The 15864-nt window shown below is 59.6% G+C and carries 15 protein-coding genes; 2 read left to right on the forward strand and 13 right to left on the reverse strand.

Features of this window, described 5'->3' with window-relative positions:
• Window positions 1-25: 25 nt before the first annotated feature.
• From menE to ACMGGQ_RS14130, 8 genes are all read right to left on the reverse strand, one after another.
• On the reverse strand, window positions 26-1387 hold the full coding sequence (gene menE, locus ACMGGQ_RS14095) for an o-succinylbenzoate--CoA ligase (protein WP_420290189.1): 1362 nt from the start codon (window positions 1385-1387) through the stop codon (window positions 26-28).
• Window positions 1384-2349: an o-succinylbenzoate synthase gene (menC, locus tag ACMGGQ_RS14100; RefSeq protein ID WP_420290190.1), complete on the reverse strand. Its 966-nt coding sequence runs from the start codon at window positions 2347-2349 to the stop codon at window positions 1384-1386. The genes menE and menC overlap by 4 nt, the downstream gene beginning before the upstream one ends.
• Window positions 2349-3206, reverse strand: coding sequence for a 1,4-dihydroxy-2-naphthoyl-CoA synthase (gene menB / locus ACMGGQ_RS14105; protein WP_039023994.1), 858 nt, complete (start codon window positions 3204-3206; stop codon window positions 2349-2351). Before menB ends, menC begins: the two co-directional genes overlap by 1 nt.
• On the reverse strand, window positions 3203-3979 hold the full coding sequence (gene menH, locus ACMGGQ_RS14110; RefSeq protein WP_048224223.1) for a 2-succinyl-6-hydroxy-2,4-cyclohexadiene-1-carboxylate synthase: 777 nt from the start codon (window positions 3977-3979) through the stop codon (window positions 3203-3205). Before menH ends, menB begins: the two co-directional genes overlap by 4 nt.
• On the reverse strand, window positions 3976-5646 hold the full coding sequence (menD, locus tag ACMGGQ_RS14115) for a 2-succinyl-5-enolpyruvyl-6-hydroxy-3-cyclohexene-1-carboxylic-acid synthase (RefSeq protein ID WP_420290191.1): 1671 nt from the start codon (window positions 5644-5646) through the stop codon (window positions 3976-3978). Before menD ends, menH begins: the two co-directional genes overlap by 4 nt.
• Window positions 5647-5734: 88 nt before the next feature.
• Window positions 5735-7030: an isochorismate synthase MenF gene (gene menF / locus ACMGGQ_RS14120; protein WP_223539304.1), complete on the reverse strand. Its 1296-nt coding sequence runs from the start codon at window positions 7028-7030 to the stop codon at window positions 5735-5737.
• An 86-nt stretch (window positions 7031-7116) separates the two neighbouring features.
• Complete coding sequence (gene elaB / locus ACMGGQ_RS14125; protein ID WP_008500219.1) at window positions 7117-7422, reverse strand: stress response protein ElaB; 306 nt, start codon at window positions 7420-7422, stop codon at window positions 7117-7119.
• Between the two features lie 53 nt (window positions 7423-7475).
• On the reverse strand, window positions 7476-7937 hold the full coding sequence (locus ACMGGQ_RS14130) for a GNAT family N-acetyltransferase (RefSeq protein ID WP_232929093.1): 462 nt from the start codon (window positions 7935-7937) through the stop codon (window positions 7476-7478).
• A gap of 71 nt (window positions 7938-8008) precedes the next feature.
• Between ACMGGQ_RS14130 and rbn the strand changes: the two genes are divergently transcribed.
• Window positions 8009-8926 (forward strand): ribonuclease BN, encoded by a 918-nt coding sequence (rbn, locus tag ACMGGQ_RS14135; RefSeq protein ID WP_420290192.1) that lies wholly within the window; start codon window positions 8009-8011, stop codon window positions 8924-8926.
• 64 nt (window positions 8927-8990) lie between these two features.
• Window positions 8991-9995 carry a chemotaxis protein gene (locus tag ACMGGQ_RS14140; protein ID WP_032652809.1) on the forward strand — a complete coding sequence of 335 codons (1005 nt, stop codon included), beginning with the start codon at window positions 8991-8993 and terminating at the stop codon, window positions 9993-9995.
• A gap of 99 nt (window positions 9996-10094) precedes the next feature.
• Here the strand turns inward: ACMGGQ_RS14140 and nuoN are convergent, their stop codons facing one another.
• The 5 genes from nuoN to nuoJ all read right to left on the reverse strand — a co-directional run bounded on the left by nuoN (window position 10095) and on the right by nuoJ (window position 15856).
• Window positions 10095-11552 (reverse strand): NADH-quinone oxidoreductase subunit NuoN, encoded by a 1458-nt coding sequence (gene nuoN / locus ACMGGQ_RS14145; RefSeq protein ID WP_024908971.1) that lies wholly within the window; start codon window positions 11550-11552, stop codon window positions 10095-10097.
• A 6-nt stretch (window positions 11553-11558) separates the two neighbouring features.
• Window positions 11559-13088: an NADH-quinone oxidoreductase subunit M gene (gene nuoM, locus ACMGGQ_RS14150; RefSeq protein WP_008500214.1), complete on the reverse strand. Its 1530-nt coding sequence runs from the start codon at window positions 13086-13088 to the stop codon at window positions 11559-11561.
• Between the two features lie 76 nt (window positions 13089-13164).
• Window positions 13165-15006, reverse strand: a complete 1842-nt coding sequence (gene nuoL / locus ACMGGQ_RS14155; RefSeq protein ID WP_023325763.1) for an NADH-quinone oxidoreductase subunit L — start codon at window positions 15004-15006, stop codon at window positions 13165-13167.
• Complete coding sequence (nuoK, locus tag ACMGGQ_RS14160) at window positions 15003-15305, reverse strand: NADH-quinone oxidoreductase subunit NuoK (RefSeq protein ID WP_003861496.1); 303 nt, start codon at window positions 15303-15305, stop codon at window positions 15003-15005. Before nuoK ends, nuoL begins: the two co-directional genes overlap by 4 nt.
• A complete protein-coding gene (nuoJ, locus tag ACMGGQ_RS14165) occupies window positions 15302-15856 on the reverse strand; it encodes an NADH-quinone oxidoreductase subunit J (protein ID WP_008500212.1) in 555 nt (184 codons plus the stop codon). The genes nuoK and nuoJ overlap by 4 nt, the downstream gene beginning before the upstream one ends.
• Window positions 15857-15864: the final 8 nt, after the last annotated feature.

Consider the following 15864-nt stretch of genomic DNA (forward strand, 5'->3'; position numbering starts at 1 on the left):
AGATTGTAACTATTTGAAACGGCTATTATCCCTTCAGCGTTGCGTTAACCCACTCCTGCAGCGCGCGACGCGAAACTTTAATGCCGCCATTTTTGAGTTCAGTCGGCAGCAGCAGCCAGCGGACGGGTTGCTCAAAACGCGCCACCTTGTCCCTGACCCAGTCGGGTAAGCAGGTGATATCCGTTCCCGGCTCGCACTCCACGACCGCCACCGGACGTTGCCCGAATTCAGCGTCGTCCAGCGGAACGATAAACACCTGGTTAACCTGCGGGTGCGTGGCGATAACGCGCTCCAGCGATTCCGGCTGGATCCCTTCTCCGCCGCTAAAAAAGAGGTTGTCCATGCGGCCAAGGATCGTCAGACGGCCGTCATGCCATTCGCCGCGATCGCGTGTGGCGAACCATCCCTGCGCGTTGGTCAGCGGAATCAGTTCGCCATCCCGCCAGTAGCCTGAGGCCATGCTTTGCGCCCTGATCCAGACTTCACCGTTAACGACCTGCACCTCTCTGCCCGGCAGCGCACAGCCCACGTCCGGCTCGCCGTCCGCCTCTTTCGCACAGACGGTAGAGGCAAACTCGGTCAGACCGTAACCGCAGAAGGTGCGTATATCCTGCTCTCGCGCCTGTCCGGTCAATTCAACAGGGATGGCCGCCCCGCCCAGCAGCACCGCTTTCAGTGCGACAGGCTGGTGGGCATTCAGCAAACGCCAGAGCTGGGTTGGCACCAGTGAGGCGTGGGTGCAGCCGCACAGCGCCTGCTCCAGAGGCTGTTTCTCGCGTACGGTTAACCGCGCGCCGGCCTGCAGCCAGCGCCATAAGATCCCCTGGCCGGAAACGTGAAACAGCGGCAGCGAAAGCAGCCAGTCGTCGTCTTCACCGTAGGGCATCAGCGCCAAAACGCCGCGCGCGCTGGCAAGGTGGGCCTCGCAGGTATGGACCGCCGCTTTCGGCAGCCCGGTGGAGCCGGAGGTCAGCGTCATGGAGGCCAGCCGCGCCGGTTGCCACGCAGCGCAATACGCATCGGCGGTCTCGCGCATGCACAGGGCAGGAAGAGCGTCGTAGCTGCCGTCCAGCACCAGCGCAAAGCGCAGCGTCATCTGCGGGAGCAGCACGTCCAGCAGCGGGCGCGGCAACTGCGGATTAACGGGAAGAATACGCGCCCCGCACTGGAGCAGCGCCAGCCACGCCAGCAGGGTTTGCGGATGATTATGGGCCTGCAGCAGCACGCCGCAGCCCTCCTCCACGCCCTGCCGGTGAAAGCCTGCCGCAAGGCTGTCGATGCGTGCGCACAGCTGTTGCCAGCTGAGCACCTCGTCGTTCAGCCTCAGGGCCGGTTTATCGGCAAACAGCGCGCACCAGTGTCGCCACGGCCAGTCGGTAAAACTCATCGCAACGGCTCCAGCGCCGCGACGTCGAGGCACGGCAGCGCGCTGTCCGGCCAAGGGCGGAGAAGCTGAGCCTGCATCAGGTTCAGCGTGTCGAGGCCAGGAACCGTATCCGGCGTTAGCCAGGCGGCCACGCGCGCCAGCTGGGTTAGCCCAAGGCTGGACTCAATCGACGAGCTGATCACCGCCGTCAGCCCTAAGGCGTGCGCCGCCGCGACCTGCTCGCGCACTTTCGCCAGGCTGCCGGTCAGCGTCGGTTTAATCACTACCGCGCTGACGCCGGGCTCTGCAGCAAATTCAAAATCGGCCTCGCGCAGGCTTTCATCCCAGGCGATGGCAATCCCCGTTTCGCGGGCAAACGCGCGCGAATCCTCGCGGGTTTTGCACGGCTCTTCCAGGAAGGCAATGCGGCTGCGGTAGGCCGGGTTGACGTACTTTGCAAACTGCTGCGCCTTGAGCGGCGTCCAGGCGCGGTTGGCGTCCAGACGCAGATGCAGATCGGGGATCGCCTCCAGCAGCAGGTTGGCGACCATGCCGTCACGCACCGCTTCATACAGCCCGACTTTGATTTTCGCGACCTTCTCGCCCGGCATGGCGGAGAGCAGCGCGAACAGCTCGTCCGGATCGCCCGTGCAGAGCGGCGCCGCGCGGTAATTCCCCGCTTCCGGCAGGCTGCCGTCCAGCTCCGCCAGCGCGCAGCTGATACCAAAGGCCGCGGAAGGCACCTCCGGCAGCGCCGGATTTGCACCCTCGCGCCACGCGTCCGCCCACGCCAGCAAGGCCGTCTGAGCGTCATCCAGCGACTCGAGGCTAAAGCCCGGCAGAGGCGAAATCTCGCCCCAGCCTTCCCGCTCGCCCTGCTGCAGATGCACGAAGAAGCCGTCACGGGTTTTTAACCGCCGTTCACGCAGCACCATGCCCGCGTCCATCGGTATCTGCCAGCGGTAAACCTGCGCGCGACGCATTACGGATTCCGTTTGTATTTGCTGAAGTCCGGCTGGCGTTTTTCGTTAAACGCGTTGCGCCCTTCTTGACCCTCTTCGGTCATGTAGAACAGCATGGTGGCATTGCCCGCCAGCTCCTGCAGACCCGCCTGACCGTCACAGTCGGCGTTGAGTGCCGCTTTCAGGCAGCGCAGCGCCATCGGGCTGTTTTGCAGCATTTCACGGCACCAGCGCACGGTCTCTTTTTCGAGCTCGGCAAGCGGCACCACGGTGTTCACCAGGCCCATATCCAGCGCTTCCTGCGCGTTGTACTGACGGCACAGGAACCAGATTTCGCGGGCTTTTTTCTGACCGACGATGCGCGCCATGTAGGAGGCCCCCCAGCCGCCATCGAAAGATCCCACTTTCGGGCCCGTCTGGCCAAAGATGGCGTTCTCGGCGGCAATGGTCAGGTCGCACATCATATGCAGCACGTGGCCACCGCCGATGGAGTAGCCCGCCACCATCGCCACCACCGGTTTTGGACAGGTGCGGATCTGACGCTGGAAATCGAGGACGTTCAGGTGATGCGTACCCGCGTCGTCCTGGTATCCACCGTAGTCACCGCGCACTTTCTGATCGCCACCGGAGCAGAACGCTTTCTCGCCTTCGCCGGTCAGGACAATCACGCCGATGTTGTCGTCGTAGCGCGCATCCGCCAGGGCCTGAATCATCTCTTTCACGGTCAGCGGACGGAAGGCGTTACGCACCTGCGGGCGGTTGATGGTGATTTTGGCAATGCCGTCGGTGGATTTGTGGTAACGAATGTCGGTGTAGCCTTCGGAGCAGTCCTGCCATTCAACCGGGGCGTAAAGCATGTGTTCATCAGGGTAGATCATAGAGTGTCCTTTATTCGAAGACGCAGTATCTGAGCCAGACTTGCCGCAACCGCATCGGGGTTTTCCCGGTGGGCGTTGTGTCCGGCGTTGGGAATTGCATGGCGAACAGCGTTCAGCTCCGCGGCAAGGGCCGCAAACTTCTCATCACGTTCGCCATAGAGATAATCAAAAGAGAAATGGCGCGCGCTCAGGGCAGCACGCAGATCGGGCTGCACGGCCAGCGACGTTGCCTCGAGCATCATCGCCAGCGCCGCGCCGCTGTTCTGGCTGCGCAGGGTGATCAGCGCGTCGCGCTGGACGTCCGTCAGGGAGGCAAACACGGGCTGTTGGTACCAGTCAGCGAACACCTTATCCAGCGGTTCGTTGCGAAAACGTGCTGCCCAGCGGCGGTCGGATGCCAGCCGCGCCTGTCGCGCATCGGCATCCTGCAGGCCCGGATGTCCCCCTTCTACCGTCAGGCCCAACAGCCCCTTTGGCTGCTGGCAGGCATGGAACATCGCAATGCGGCCGCCGAGGGAGTACCCGACGAGCCAGAATTTCAGTATGTTGTAACTAATCAGAGTTCGGGTGAGCAACGCGCTCATCTCGTCGAAGCCCTCGACGCCCAGGTGCCGGGATCCACCGTGACCCGGCAGATCCAGATACAGCCGGGGGTAGTCACGAAGTCGCTCCCCAACACCCTGCCACTCGCGGCAATCGCCGGAAAAACCGTGCAAAAAGACCAGCCAGGGATAGCCTGGTTTTCCGGCCTGCTGCACGCCCGAGAGGATCACAGCTGGCTCACCTGCGCCAGCAGGCTTTGCAGGGTCTGCGCACCGTCAGCCTCGTTCACCACCAGCTCAATCAGCGTCGCGCCGGGCTGTTTCCAGGCTGTACCGAGCGCGGCACCCAGCTGTTCCCAGCTTTCCGGGCGATGATATTTCAGGCTAAACATCGCCGCGGCGTGTTCGAACTGCACGTTCTGCGGCATCAGATAGAAGCGCTCGCGCTCGCTCTGCGGCGTAGGCAGCAGGGAGAAAATCTGCCCGCCGTTGTTGTTGACCACAATCAGCACGAACGGGGCTGACGCCTGACGCAGCAGCGCCAGCGCGTTGAGATCGTAGAGCGCGGAGAGATCCCCCACGATGGCCAGCGTCGATTTCGCGCTGGCGCGCTGCACGCCCGCCGCCGTGGAGATCAGCCCGTCGATGCCGCTGGCGCCACGGTTGCTGTACACCGGGTAACCTGCTGGCAGCTGCGAAAAGGCGTCTATCAGCCGCACGACCAGGCTGTTGCCGACAAACAGCTGCCCCTGGTCGGGCAGGTACTGGCGAATACGGTGCGCCAGCCCGGCCTCGCTGAACGCTTCACAGCGCGCATGGGTCAGTTCCCACGCCTGCCGCGACAGGTCCGGGAGGGTAACCGCCCAGGGTTTGCGTTTTTCAGCCGGATGGAGCGCCAGCCAGGCGTCGATACGGCTGACCAGACGACGACCGCGATGGTGCGCCGGGTCAAGACGCCCTTCCAGCGCGTCCACCAGCCAGTATTCGTCCGGTGTGCAGGTGGCCTGCCACTGCAGTAACCGTTTGCCGGTTAAACTCGATCCAAGCTGGACCACAATCTGCGCCTGCGACAGCTCGGTGACCGCTTTGGCATTACCCAGCCAGAGATCCGCGCACGGCAGCGGCTGCCCGGTCTGGGAAAGCACGTCGCCTATCAGCGGCCAGCCCAGGGTTTGCGCCCACTCGGCGACCAGCTTGCCTTCGGCGGCGCTCATGCGCCCGGCGATAACCACGCCGCGCTTCTGCCGCCAGAAGAACCAGTCGCGCTGTTTCGCGCTCTCAAGGTGCGTCTGCTCGCGCAGCCACGGTTTCTCACTCTGCCACCAGTCGCCGAGGGTCTGCTGCCAGTCAAGACCCGTATCGTCCAGCTCGCCGTAGAGCGGCTCGGCAAACGGGCAGTTAATATGCAGCGCCCCGCTGCGCAGCGTCTCCATGGCATGATCGACGGTGGAGACCAGCCAGCTTGCCGAAATATCCTGGGTGGGACGGGGCAGCGAAATCGTCTGCGAAGGATGCGAAGAAAAGAGTCCCGGCTGACGGATGGCCTGATTGGCGCCGCAGTCGATAAGCTCAGGGGGACGATCGGCCGTCAGCAGAATCAGCTTTTCACCGGTTAACCCGGCTTCAATCAGAGCCGGATAGAGATTCGCCACGGCAGTACCGGAAGTGACAATCACCGCCACGGGTTCTTTGCTGACCTTCGCCAGACCCAGCGCGAGATGCCCGAGGCCACGCTCATCAAAGTGGGTGTGGTGAATCAACGCCCGGTTTTCGGCGGCCGCCAGCGTCAGCGGCGTTGAGCGAGAACCCGGTGCAATACACACGTGCCTGACGCCGTGGCGCGTCAGGGCTTCAAGGATCACCGCCGCCCAGCGTCGGTTAAAAGAACTTACTGACATGAGATTGTCCGGTATCAAGAATGCGACACAGTATAAATAATAGAAAAAATTGGAATTTTGATATGAATCGGGATTGCGCGAATCAGTATTAATCCCTAAGGAGCAGAGAGCGCAATCCGGCCGCTTTGTTTTCGATCTCCTGCCACTCCTGTTCCGGGTCAGACCCGCTGACAATGCCGGCCCCGGCGTAGAGCCGCAGGGAGTCATCCTGGACGCGGGCGGATCGCAACGCCACGCAAAATTCACTCTGGTCAGGCGATAAATACCCGGCAGAACCGGCGTACCACTCGCGGTTAAAGGGCTCAACCTTCTGAATAAATTCGCGCGCAGGCTGTCGCGGCAAACCGGCAACGGCCGCTGTCGGCTGTAGCATATGCAGGCACTGCTCGTCGTCGGCCTGTTTGAGTTCGGTCCAGATACAGCGGCGCAAATGCTGCACTTTACGCAGGCGCACCACCTGGGGGGGCAGTACCTCAAGCGTCTGCGTGTAGTGCTGAAGACGCTGGCAAATATCTTCCACGACCAGCATATTTTCTCGCTGGTTTTTATCGTCGTTCAGCAGCCACTCGCCGAGACGCTGCGCCTGGCCATCATCGGCATGGCTGGCGACGGTGCCCGCCAGCGCTTCCGTACGCAGCAGCGTGCCGCGCCGCCGCCAGAGACGCTCGGGGGTCGAGCCAAGAAACGCGTTGCTGGCGTCGAAAATCATGCAGAAATGGTAGCAATGTAAATTCAGGGCGCGGCTGGCCGCCATCAGCGCGACAGGGTTAACCCGCTGTGTAAACCGGATATCGGTTGCCCGGGCGAGAACCACCTTTTCGAAATCACCGCGCGCGATGGTCTCTGTCGCTCTGCGGATAAGCGTCAGCCATTCGGCCTGCTGCGGCTGATGGGTTTCGTGCTCAACCTGAACGGATAGCGGACGGATAGATCTCGCAGGACGGAGTTGCTGTAAAAAATCCCGCGCGGCGAGGGCATCTTCCTGAAGTGAATAATCACTCCAGAGCTGCAGACGCAGCGTAGCGGTGCCGGCGGTGCGTCGCCAGAGCAGTCGCGGTAAAAAGAGGCTGCCCTGCTCCGGAGTAAAGGCGTTCAGGCCACAGATACGGGTATCACCTGCCGCGTTTTGCTCGCGCAAAAACTGCGTGGCTAACGCCAGAGAGGAAAAGGGGATCACCGCCCCCAGCGCAGCCAGCTCTTCATCGCCGTTACGCTGCTGCCAGTAAAACTGCGGATAGCACTGCTGCGCCCCAAGCCAGGCGAGAGGGTCGAAAGCGTCGTTTAACGGGAAAGAGACGTCGAAATGACGTATGCCGGGTGTTGCGGGTAACGCTTGCGAAAGCTGGGTACGCAATTGCTCCAGCGCGAGGAAAATCGAATTCACGCGAACCTCTCCCTGTTAAAACCTCGTATTATACGGGGTACTGGCAATAAATAGCAGTACCCACGTATAGGGAGTGGTTAAGCGGCCTAACGACGGGCTAAGAGCAGCCCCAGTACCAGCCCAACGGCAGCACCGACTCCAATACCCTGCCACGGTTTTTCATGCACGTAATCATCGGCACGGTACACCGCTTTTTTGGCGCGGTAGTAGTAGGTATCAGACGCATGGCTGACGCGGTTTTTCACTTCATGCAGCGCCTGCTCGGCGCGGGCTTTTAGCTCAATATATTTCTGATCGGCAGGGTCGCCCGAGGAACGTAACACCTCTTCCAGCGTTTCGCTCAGTAAGGCCAGGTCGTCGTCGATACGGGTATCCCAGGATTGAAATGACATATTTTTCTCCATGTTAGTACACCAGTCCGCTAACTATAGCCAACGACTCGTCATTACGCCTGCTTCGCTTCCCGCGCCATGCCGATGTGGGGAATGCCGTCTTCATCGTACACCTCGGTGACCGGCACGAAACCAAAGTGGCCGTAGAAGGACTGCAGGTGCGCCTGCGCGCCCAGGTATAACGCCTTGTTCGGCCACTGTTTCTGGCATGCCTCCAGCGTTTTCTCCATCAGCTCATAGCCCAGTTTTTCACCGCGCGCTTTGCCGCTGATGATGACGCGGCCAATGACGACAGGCTCAAAATCGTCTTCGCTTTTCAGAATCCTCGCATACGCCACCAGCTCGTTATTCCGCCAGCCGAGGATATGGCGGTTCTCGCCGACGAGATCGTCGCCGTCGATGTCCTGATACGGGCAGGTCTGTTCAACCACGAACACTTCGCAGCGCAGTTTCAGCACGGCGTAAAGTGAATGAACGGTGAGGTCACTATGGTGTAAATCTTGCCACTGGATCATGTCAGTCTCCTTCCTGGGGTTCATCACGTTATACTAAACCCCTCCCCGTTCGGCAAAGGGCTGATTGCGTTATGGAACTGATTTTTCTGGGTACGTCCGCGGGCGTGCCAACCCGCTCACGAAATGTGACGGCGATACTGCTGGATCTTAAACACCCCACCCGCGGCGGGCTGTGGCTGTTTGACTGTGGTGAAGGGACGCAGCATCAGCTGTTACACACCGCTTATCACCCCGGCAAGCTGGATAAAATTTTTATCACCCATCTGCATGGCGACCATCTGTTTGGCCTTCCCGGCCTGCTGTGCAGCCGCTCGATGGTCGGTAACGCCAACCCGCTGACGATTTATGGGCCTGCGGGTATTCGTGAATTTGTTGAAACCACGCTGCGCCTGAGCGGGTCGTGGACGGATTATCCGCTGGAGGTCGTTGAGATTAGCGAAGGCCTGATTTTCGATGACGGTGATTATAAGGTGAGTGCTCAGCCGCTAAATCACCCTGTCGAGTGCTATGGCTATCGCATTGACGCGCATGATAAACCCGGCGCGCTGGACGCCGCCGCGTTGATGGCCGACGGCGTAAAACCCGGACCACTGTTCCAGCGCCTGAAGCACGGTGAGACCGTCACGCTGGAGGACGGGCGCGTCATCAACGGTCAGGATTATCTCGCCGCACCGCAGCCCGGCAAGAAGCTGGCAATTTTTGGCGACACGGCCCCGTGCCGGGCGGCGCTCACGCTGGCCCAGGGCGTGGACGTGATGGTACATGAAGCGACCCTCGAAACGGCGATGGAAGAGAAAGCCAACAGCCGGGGCCACAGCTCGACGCGTCAGGCGGCGCAGTTGGCCCGTGACGCGGGCGTCGGGAGGCTCATCGTCACCCACGTCAGCTCCCGCTACGACACGCGGGGCTGTGAAAAGCTGCTGACAGAGTGTCGCGCGCTGTTCCCGGAATGTGAGCTGGCCGAAGATTTCGCTCAGGTCAGCGTTTAGTCCTTCATTTTTCCCTCAGGATGCCGATAACGATTAAAAGGTCAGCATTTCTCTCGAGGGTAGAATGGATAATTTCCAGAAAGATATTGATGACAGGGCGAATCTGACCCTGTCGAACCGTTTTGAACTGTTGCTGTTCCGTCTTGGCACCTCTCTTAACGAAAATAAATCTGAGCTGTTTGGCATTAACGTCTTTAAGCTGCGTGAAATTGTGCCGATGCCGGAGTTCACGAAACCCGCCGGGATGAAATCACCGCTGATGGGAATGGTGAATATTCGCGATCAGGTGATCCCGGTGATCGACCTGGCTGCCGTGGCAGGCTGTAAGCCCACCACCGGGCTGAATATCCTGCTGATCACCGAATACGCGCGCAGCGTGCAGGCGTTTGCCGTGGAGTCGGTTGAGAACATCATGCGTCTGGACTGGAAGCAGGTGCACGCGGCGGAAACTGCCGTCAGCGGTCGCTACATCACCAGCATTGCGTGTCTTGACGAGAAGAGCGATACCAACGATCTGGCGATGGTGCTGGACGTTGAGCAGATCCTGTATGACATCACTCCGGCCAACCACGATCTGCACGCCACCAATCTGAAAACCACCAAATTCCATATCAAGCCGGGGGCGGTCGCCATCGTCGCGGAAGACTCCAAAGTGGCGCGCTCGATGCTGGAGAAAGGTCTGCAGGCGATGGAGATCCCGGCGCAGCTGCATATCACCGGCAAAGAGGCGTGGGAGAAAATTGGGGTTCTGGCCGCACAGGCGCAGGCTGAAGGCGTTCCCATCACCGATAAGATCGCGCTGGTGCTGACCGACCTCGAAATGCCGGAGATGGACGGTTTTACGCTGACGCGCAAAATCAAAACCGACCCGGTACTGAAAGATATTCCGGTGGTGATCCACTCTTCCCTTTCCGGCAACGCCAACGAAGACCATATTCGTAAGGTGAAAGCGGATGGCTACGTCGCGAAGTTTGAGCTGAACGAGCTGTCGTCAGTGATTGAGGAAGTGCTGGACCGCTCGATGAAGAAGATTGACGGGCCGTTGATTAGCCGCAAACAGCTGGCTTAGTCGGGTGGCGCTACGCTTACCCGACCTACAAAACCCGTAGGCCCTGCAAGCGTAGCGCCGCTGGGCAATAAAAAACCCGCCGAGGCGGGTTTTTTGTTTTTACATCAATGGCATTGCTCGCTGCACGATATCAATCAGCGGCTGCGGATAGATACCGAAGATCAGCACCAGCAGCGCGGAGATGAGAACCACAATACCGCCAGCGCTGTACTGCCAGTTGGTTGGGGCATCACGGTTGAGCTGCTGAGGCGCGCTCAGGTACAGGCTCACGGCCACGCGCAGGTAGTAGTAGAGACCAATCGCGGAGCCGATCACCACGCCCGCAGTCAGCCACCACAGGTGCGCCTGCACACCGACGGCCAGCACGTAGAACTTACCGATAAAGCCGAGCGTCATCGGGATACCCGCCAGAGAGAGCATCATCACCGTCATCACCGCAGACAGGATCGGACGGTGCCAGAACAGACCACGGTAGGAGAACAGTGAATCGGCATCCGGACCACGGTACGGGCTGGACATAAGGCTCACCACGCCGAAGGCGCCGAGGCTGCTGAACAGGTAACCGGCCAGATAGACGCCCACGGCTTCCATCGACATCTCACCGCTCTGCAGCGCAATCAGCGCCACCATCAGGTAGCCCAGATGAGAGATAGACGAGTAGCCCAGCAGACGTTTGATGTTGGTCTGGCTCAGCGCCATCAGGTTACCGAAGATGATGGAGACGAACGCGATAATGCCCAGCACCACGCGAACCGCTTCACTGTCACCCACCGGTGCGTACAGGAACAGACGCATAACCACACCGAAGATGGCGATTTTGCTCGCCGTCGCCAGGAAGGTCGACACCGGCGCTGGCGCGCCCTGGTATACGTCTGGCGTCCACAGGTGGAACGGCACCAGAGAGAGTTTGAAGCCAAGGCCAACAATCATCATACCCAGCCCCGCCAGCAGCAGCGGCTCATGCAGCATGCCGTCACCGAGGCTCTTGCCGAGCGCCATAAAGGAGAGGTTACCGGATTGTGCGTACACCAGCGCAATACCAAACAGCAGGAACGAGGACGCCGCCGCAGACAGGATGGTGTACTTGATGCTTGCTTCCAGCGAGCGCTTCTGGCGGAAGGCGTAACCAATCAGACCGAACAGCGGCAGAGAGATCAGCTCAATGCCGAGGAACAGCGCGGCCAGGTGGTTCGCATTCGCCAGCAGAATGCCGCCCAGCGCGGCAATCAGAACCAGCAGGTAAAACTCTTCTTTGTTGTCGTTGTAGCCTTCGAGCCACGGGTACGCAAAGGTACAGGTTGCCAGGCTCGCCAGCAGCACCAGACCGGTATACAGCATGGCGTAACCGTCAACGCGCATCAGCGGAGTGACGTCCATCGCCCCACCCTGGCCAACAAACCAGAGAGAGACTAACGCGGCGTTCAGGCCGATGACCGACAGCGTGGCATTCAGGAAGTGATTGCGTCGCCACGCAATGGAGAGCATCACAACCACCACCGTCAATCCGACGATCAGCAGCGGTAGCAGCGCGATCAGTTGTTGTGGAGTTATTGTCATGGCGAATTACGGCCTTGTAGTAGAAACAGAATTAACAAACCACTGCTGGATATTGCCCATCGCGCTGTGCGAAGTATCCAGAATCGGCTGCGGGAAGAAGCCCAGCAGCACCAGCAGTACGACCAGCAGCAGGATGATGAACAGCTCACGCAGCGACATCCCCGGCAGTTCTTGTGCAGCAATTTCGCTCTTCGCTTTACCGAAGTAAGCGCGGTGCAGCATCGCCAGCGAGTAGACGGAAGCGAACACCAGACCAAAGGTGGAGATCACGGTAATCACCGGTACCACTTTGAAGCTGCCGAACAGAATCATAAATTCGCCGACGAAGTTACCGGTGCCCGGCATCCCCAGAGTCGCCACCGCGAAGAACATGGAGAGCGCTGGCAGCCACTTAATTTTGCTCCACAGGCCGCCCATCATACGCATGTCGCGGGTGTGCAGACGTTCGTACAGCTGACCGCACAGGATGAAGAGACCGGCTGCGGACAGACCGTGCGCAATCATCTGGATCACCGCCCCCTGGTACGCCAGCTGGCTGCCGGTGTAGATAGCAATCAGCACGAAGCCCATGTGGGAAACGGAGGTATAAGCAATCAGACGCTTGATGTCGTACTGGGTGAAGGCCATCCAGGCACCGTAGAAGATACCGATGACACCCAGCCACATGGCAATCGGTGCGAATTCTGCGGAGGCGTTCGGGAACAGCGGCAGAGCGAAACGCAGCAGACCGTAGGCAGCCGTTTTCAGCAAGATGCCCGCCAGGTCAACGGAACCCGCCGTTGGCGCCTGAGAGTGCGCGTCTGGCAGCCAGCCGTGCAGCGGAACCACCGGCATTTTCACCGCGAAGGCGATGAAGAAGCCCAGCATCAGCAGATATTCCACGCCGTGCGACATTGGGGTCTTCAGCAGGTCTTCGTAGTTGAAGGTCCAGGTACCGGTCGCGTTGTGGTGAACAAACACCAGCGCCAGAATGGCAATCAACATCACCAGACCACTCGCCTGGGTATAGATGAAGAACTTGGTTGCCGCCGTGATACGCGTTTTACCGTCGGATGCCTTGTGGCCCCACAGCGCGATCAGGAAGTACATCGGCACCAGCATCATCTCCCAGAAGAAGAAGAACAGGAACATGTCGATGGCAAGGAACACGCCGATTACGCCGCCCAGGATCCACATCAGGTTCAGGTGGAAGAAGCCCTGGTATTTTTCGATTTCACGCCAGGAGCAGAGTACCGCCAGAACGCCGAGCAGACCGGTCAGCACCACCATCAGCAGTGAGAGACCGTCAATCGCCAGGTGGATCGTAATGCCGAAACGTGGGATCCACGGCAGGATGAACTCAGACTGCCACTGCGGAATGCCCGCAGACTGGGTCAGTGAGTAACCGCCCTGCAACCACAGTTGCAGGCCAAGCGCGAGCGTCAATCCCATGGTGATCAGCGCGATCCAGCGCGGCATCTTCACGCCAAAGCGTTCAGTCTGCCAGCACAGGAAGCCGCCGATGAAGGGAATTAATATTAGCCAGGGTAGTAACATGGCGATTTACATTCCTTTTTAAGGCCCCCAGCAGGGGCCTGATTTTCAACGAATTCGAATAAAATTCACTTAACGATCAACGCAACACCATCAGCAGCGCCAGCACGACAACCGCACCGATGCTCATGGACGCCACATACCAGCGCAGGTAACCGTTCTCGCTGTACAGCAGGCCTTTGCCTGCAAAGCGGGAAAGGATCGCCGGGATATTCATCAGGCTGTTCAGCGGGTCGCGCTTCAGCAGCCACGCGATGCCCAGGAACGGCTTAACGAAGATCATGTCGTACAGCCAGTCGAAGCCCCACGCGTTGTACCACCAGGTGCCCAGCAGGCGGCCCGGCGCACTGTTGGCCACGGCAGTGACCAGCGTACGTTTGCCCAGCCACAGCCATGCTGCGATCAGGATGCCCGCGATAGCGACCACACCGGAGGTGATTTCAAGCGTCAGAACGCGACCGTGCTCAAGCTCGGTGGTGTCTGGCAGCACGCCCTGCAGCGGAGGCACAATCATCGCGCCAACGAAGGTGGACAGTACCAGCAGCACAATCAGCGGCAGGTGATGGGTAATCCCCTTCCCTGCGTGAGCGTGAATTTGTTCTTTACCGTGGAATACGATGAAAATCATACGGAAGGTATACAGGGAGGTCATGAACGCACCGACCAGACCCGCAACCATCAGATTGATATGACCATTCGCCATGGCACCCGCAAGGATTTCGTCCTTACTGAAGAAGCCCGCGGTGATCAGCGGCAGTGCCGCCAGCGCCGCGCCGCCCACCAGGAAGCAGACATAGACCAGCGGGATGGACTTACGCAGTCCGCCCATTTTGAAGATGTTCTGCTCGTGATGGCAGGCCAGAATCACCGAACCGGATGAGAGGAACAGCAGCGCTTTAAAGAACGCGTGCGTCATCAGGTGGAAAATGGCCGCGTCCCACGCCTGAACGCCCAGCGCGAGGAACATGTAACCAATCTGGCTCATGGTTGAGTACGCGAGAACGCGTTTGATGTCGGTCTGCACCAGCGCGGCAAAGCCTGCCAGCACCAGCGTGACCGCACCGACGATACCCACCAGATGCAGAATTTCCGGGGTCATCAGGAACAGGCCATGGGTACGCGCAATCAGGTAGACACCGGCGGTGACCATGGTCGCAGCGTGGATCAGCGCGGAGACAGGGGTTGGACCCGCCATCGCGTCTGCCAGCCATGTCTGCAACGGCAGCTGCGCGGATTTACCCACGGCACCACCCAGCAGCATCAGCGTTGCCCACCACAGCATGTTGTTGCCTGCGGCGAAGTGCGCTGGCGCCAGTTCCACCATTTCGCGGAAGTTCAGCGTGCCCAGTTCGTTGTAAAGAATGAACAGCGCGAAAGCGAGGAAGACATCACCCACGCGGGTCACGACGAACGCTTTCATGGCCGCTGCGCCATTCTTCGGATCGGTATAGTAGAAACCGATCAGCAGGTAAGAACACAGACCCACGCCTTCCCAGCCCAGATACATCAGCAGCAGGTTATCGGCCAGGACCAGAACCACCATGCTGGCGATAAACAGGTTGGTGTAGGCGAAGAAGCGGGAGTAACCCTCTTCACCGCGCATATACCAGGAGGCGAACATGTGGATCAGGAAGCCGACGCCGGTGACCACGGAGAGCATGGTCAGGGAGAGACCATCCAGCACCAGGTTGAAACCGATATTGAAATCACCGACTGACATCCAGGTCCACAGCGGCACGCTGAAAGGCTGACGCCCGTTGTTAAAGAAGTCGATACCCGCATACGCTGTCACCAGCGCGGCCAGGCCAACAGAGCCCATGCCGACGGTTGCAGACAGATTCTCAGACCAGCGGCCGCGAGAAAACGCCAGCAGCACGAAGCCAATCAGCGGAAAAATAATGGTTAAGGCAAGCATGTTCATCCACGCAACTCACTTACTGAATCGATGTTCAGATTCTGGCGGCGACGATGGAGCTGCAGCAACAGCGCCAGGCCAATACTCGCTTCGGCAGCCGCGAGGCTGATGGCGAGAATGTACATCACCTGACCATCGGTCTGGCCCCAGTAGCTTCCGGCGACCACGAAGGCCAGCGCGGAGGCGTTAATCATGATTTCCAGCCCGATCAGCATAAACAGCAGATTGCGGCGGATAACCAGACCGGTCAGACCCAGAACGAATAAAATCGCAGCGAGGATCAGTCCATGTGTTAAGGGGATCATGCGCGCTCCTCCGTTTTTCTTTTCGCGCGGTCGTCAGTGCGGTTGCTCAGCACCTCGCCAGCACGCTCTTCGCGGCCAACGTGGAAAGCCACAACCAGACCTGCCAGCAGCAGCATTGAGGCCAGTTCCACTGCCAGAACGTATGGGCCAAAGAGCGTGATACCCACCTCTTTCGCGCCAATCGGCGTGCCGTCGATGCCCTGATCGTTAACACCCAGAATGGCGTAAACGATCACCACCAGCATGATGGCCGACAAAATTGCCGGGCCGATCCACACCTGCGGTTTTAACCACTGACGTTCCTGCTCAATTTCAGAGCCGCCCAGGTTCAGCATCATCACCACGAACACGAACAGCACCATGATGGCCCCGGCGTAGACGATGATTTCCAGCGCACCGGCGAAGTGCGCGCCCAGTGCGAAGAACACCCCGGAAATGGCCAGCAGCGAGATGATTAAGTACAGCAGCGCATGCACCGGATTGGTGTGCGTGATCACTCGCAGCGTAGCCAGGATGGCGATAAGGCCACAGATATAAAAAGCGAATTCCATTGCCCTCT

Source organism: Enterobacter sp. BNK-13, assembly GCF_048685015.1.
Taxonomy (GTDB): domain Bacteria; phylum Pseudomonadota; class Gammaproteobacteria; order Enterobacterales; family Enterobacteriaceae; genus Enterobacter; species Enterobacter quasiroggenkampii.

What these genes read in the sequence shown, in the direction of transcription:
- menE (WP_420290189.1), bottom strand. Translation starts at nt 1,387, where the DNA reads ATGAGTTTTACCGACTGGCCGTGGCGACACTGGTGCGCGCTGTTTGCC.
- menC (WP_420290190.1), bottom strand. Translation starts at nt 2,349, where the DNA reads ATGCGTCGCGCGCAGGTTTACCGCTGGCAGATACCGATGGACGCGGGC.
- menB (WP_039023994.1), bottom strand. Translation starts at nt 3,206, where the DNA reads ATGATCTACCCTGATGAACACATGCTTTACGCCCCGGTTGAATGGCAG.
- menD (WP_420290191.1), bottom strand. Translation starts at nt 5,646, where the DNA reads ATGTCAGTAAGTTCTTTTAACCGACGCTGGGCGGCGGTGATCCTTGAA.
- elaB (WP_008500219.1), bottom strand. Translation starts at nt 7,422, where the DNA reads ATGTCATTTCAATCCTGGGATACCCGTATCGACGACGACCTGGCCTTA.
- ACMGGQ_RS14130 (WP_232929093.1), bottom strand. Translation starts at nt 7,937, where the DNA reads ATGATCCAGTGGCAAGATTTACACCATAGTGACCTCACCGTTCATTCA.
- rbn (WP_420290192.1), top strand. Translation starts at nt 8,009, where the DNA reads ATGGAACTGATTTTTCTGGGTACGTCCGCGGGCGTGCCAACCCGCTCA.
- ACMGGQ_RS14140 (WP_032652809.1), top strand. Translation starts at nt 8,991, where the DNA reads ATGGATAATTTCCAGAAAGATATTGATGACAGGGCGAATCTGACCCTG.
- nuoN (WP_024908971.1), bottom strand. Translation starts at nt 11,552, where the DNA reads ATGACAATAACTCCACAACAACTGATCGCGCTGCTACCGCTGCTGATC.
- nuoM (WP_008500214.1), bottom strand. Translation starts at nt 13,088, where the DNA reads ATGTTACTACCCTGGCTAATATTAATTCCCTTCATCGGCGGCTTCCTG.
- nuoL (WP_023325763.1), bottom strand. Translation starts at nt 15,006, where the DNA reads ATGAACATGCTTGCCTTAACCATTATTTTTCCGCTGATTGGCTTCGTG.
- nuoK (WP_003861496.1), bottom strand. Translation starts at nt 15,305, where the DNA reads ATGATCCCCTTAACACATGGACTGATCCTCGCTGCGATTTTATTCGTT.
- nuoJ (WP_008500212.1), bottom strand. Translation starts at nt 15,856, where the DNA reads ATGGAATTCGCTTTTTATATCTGTGGCCTTATCGCCATCCTGGCTACG.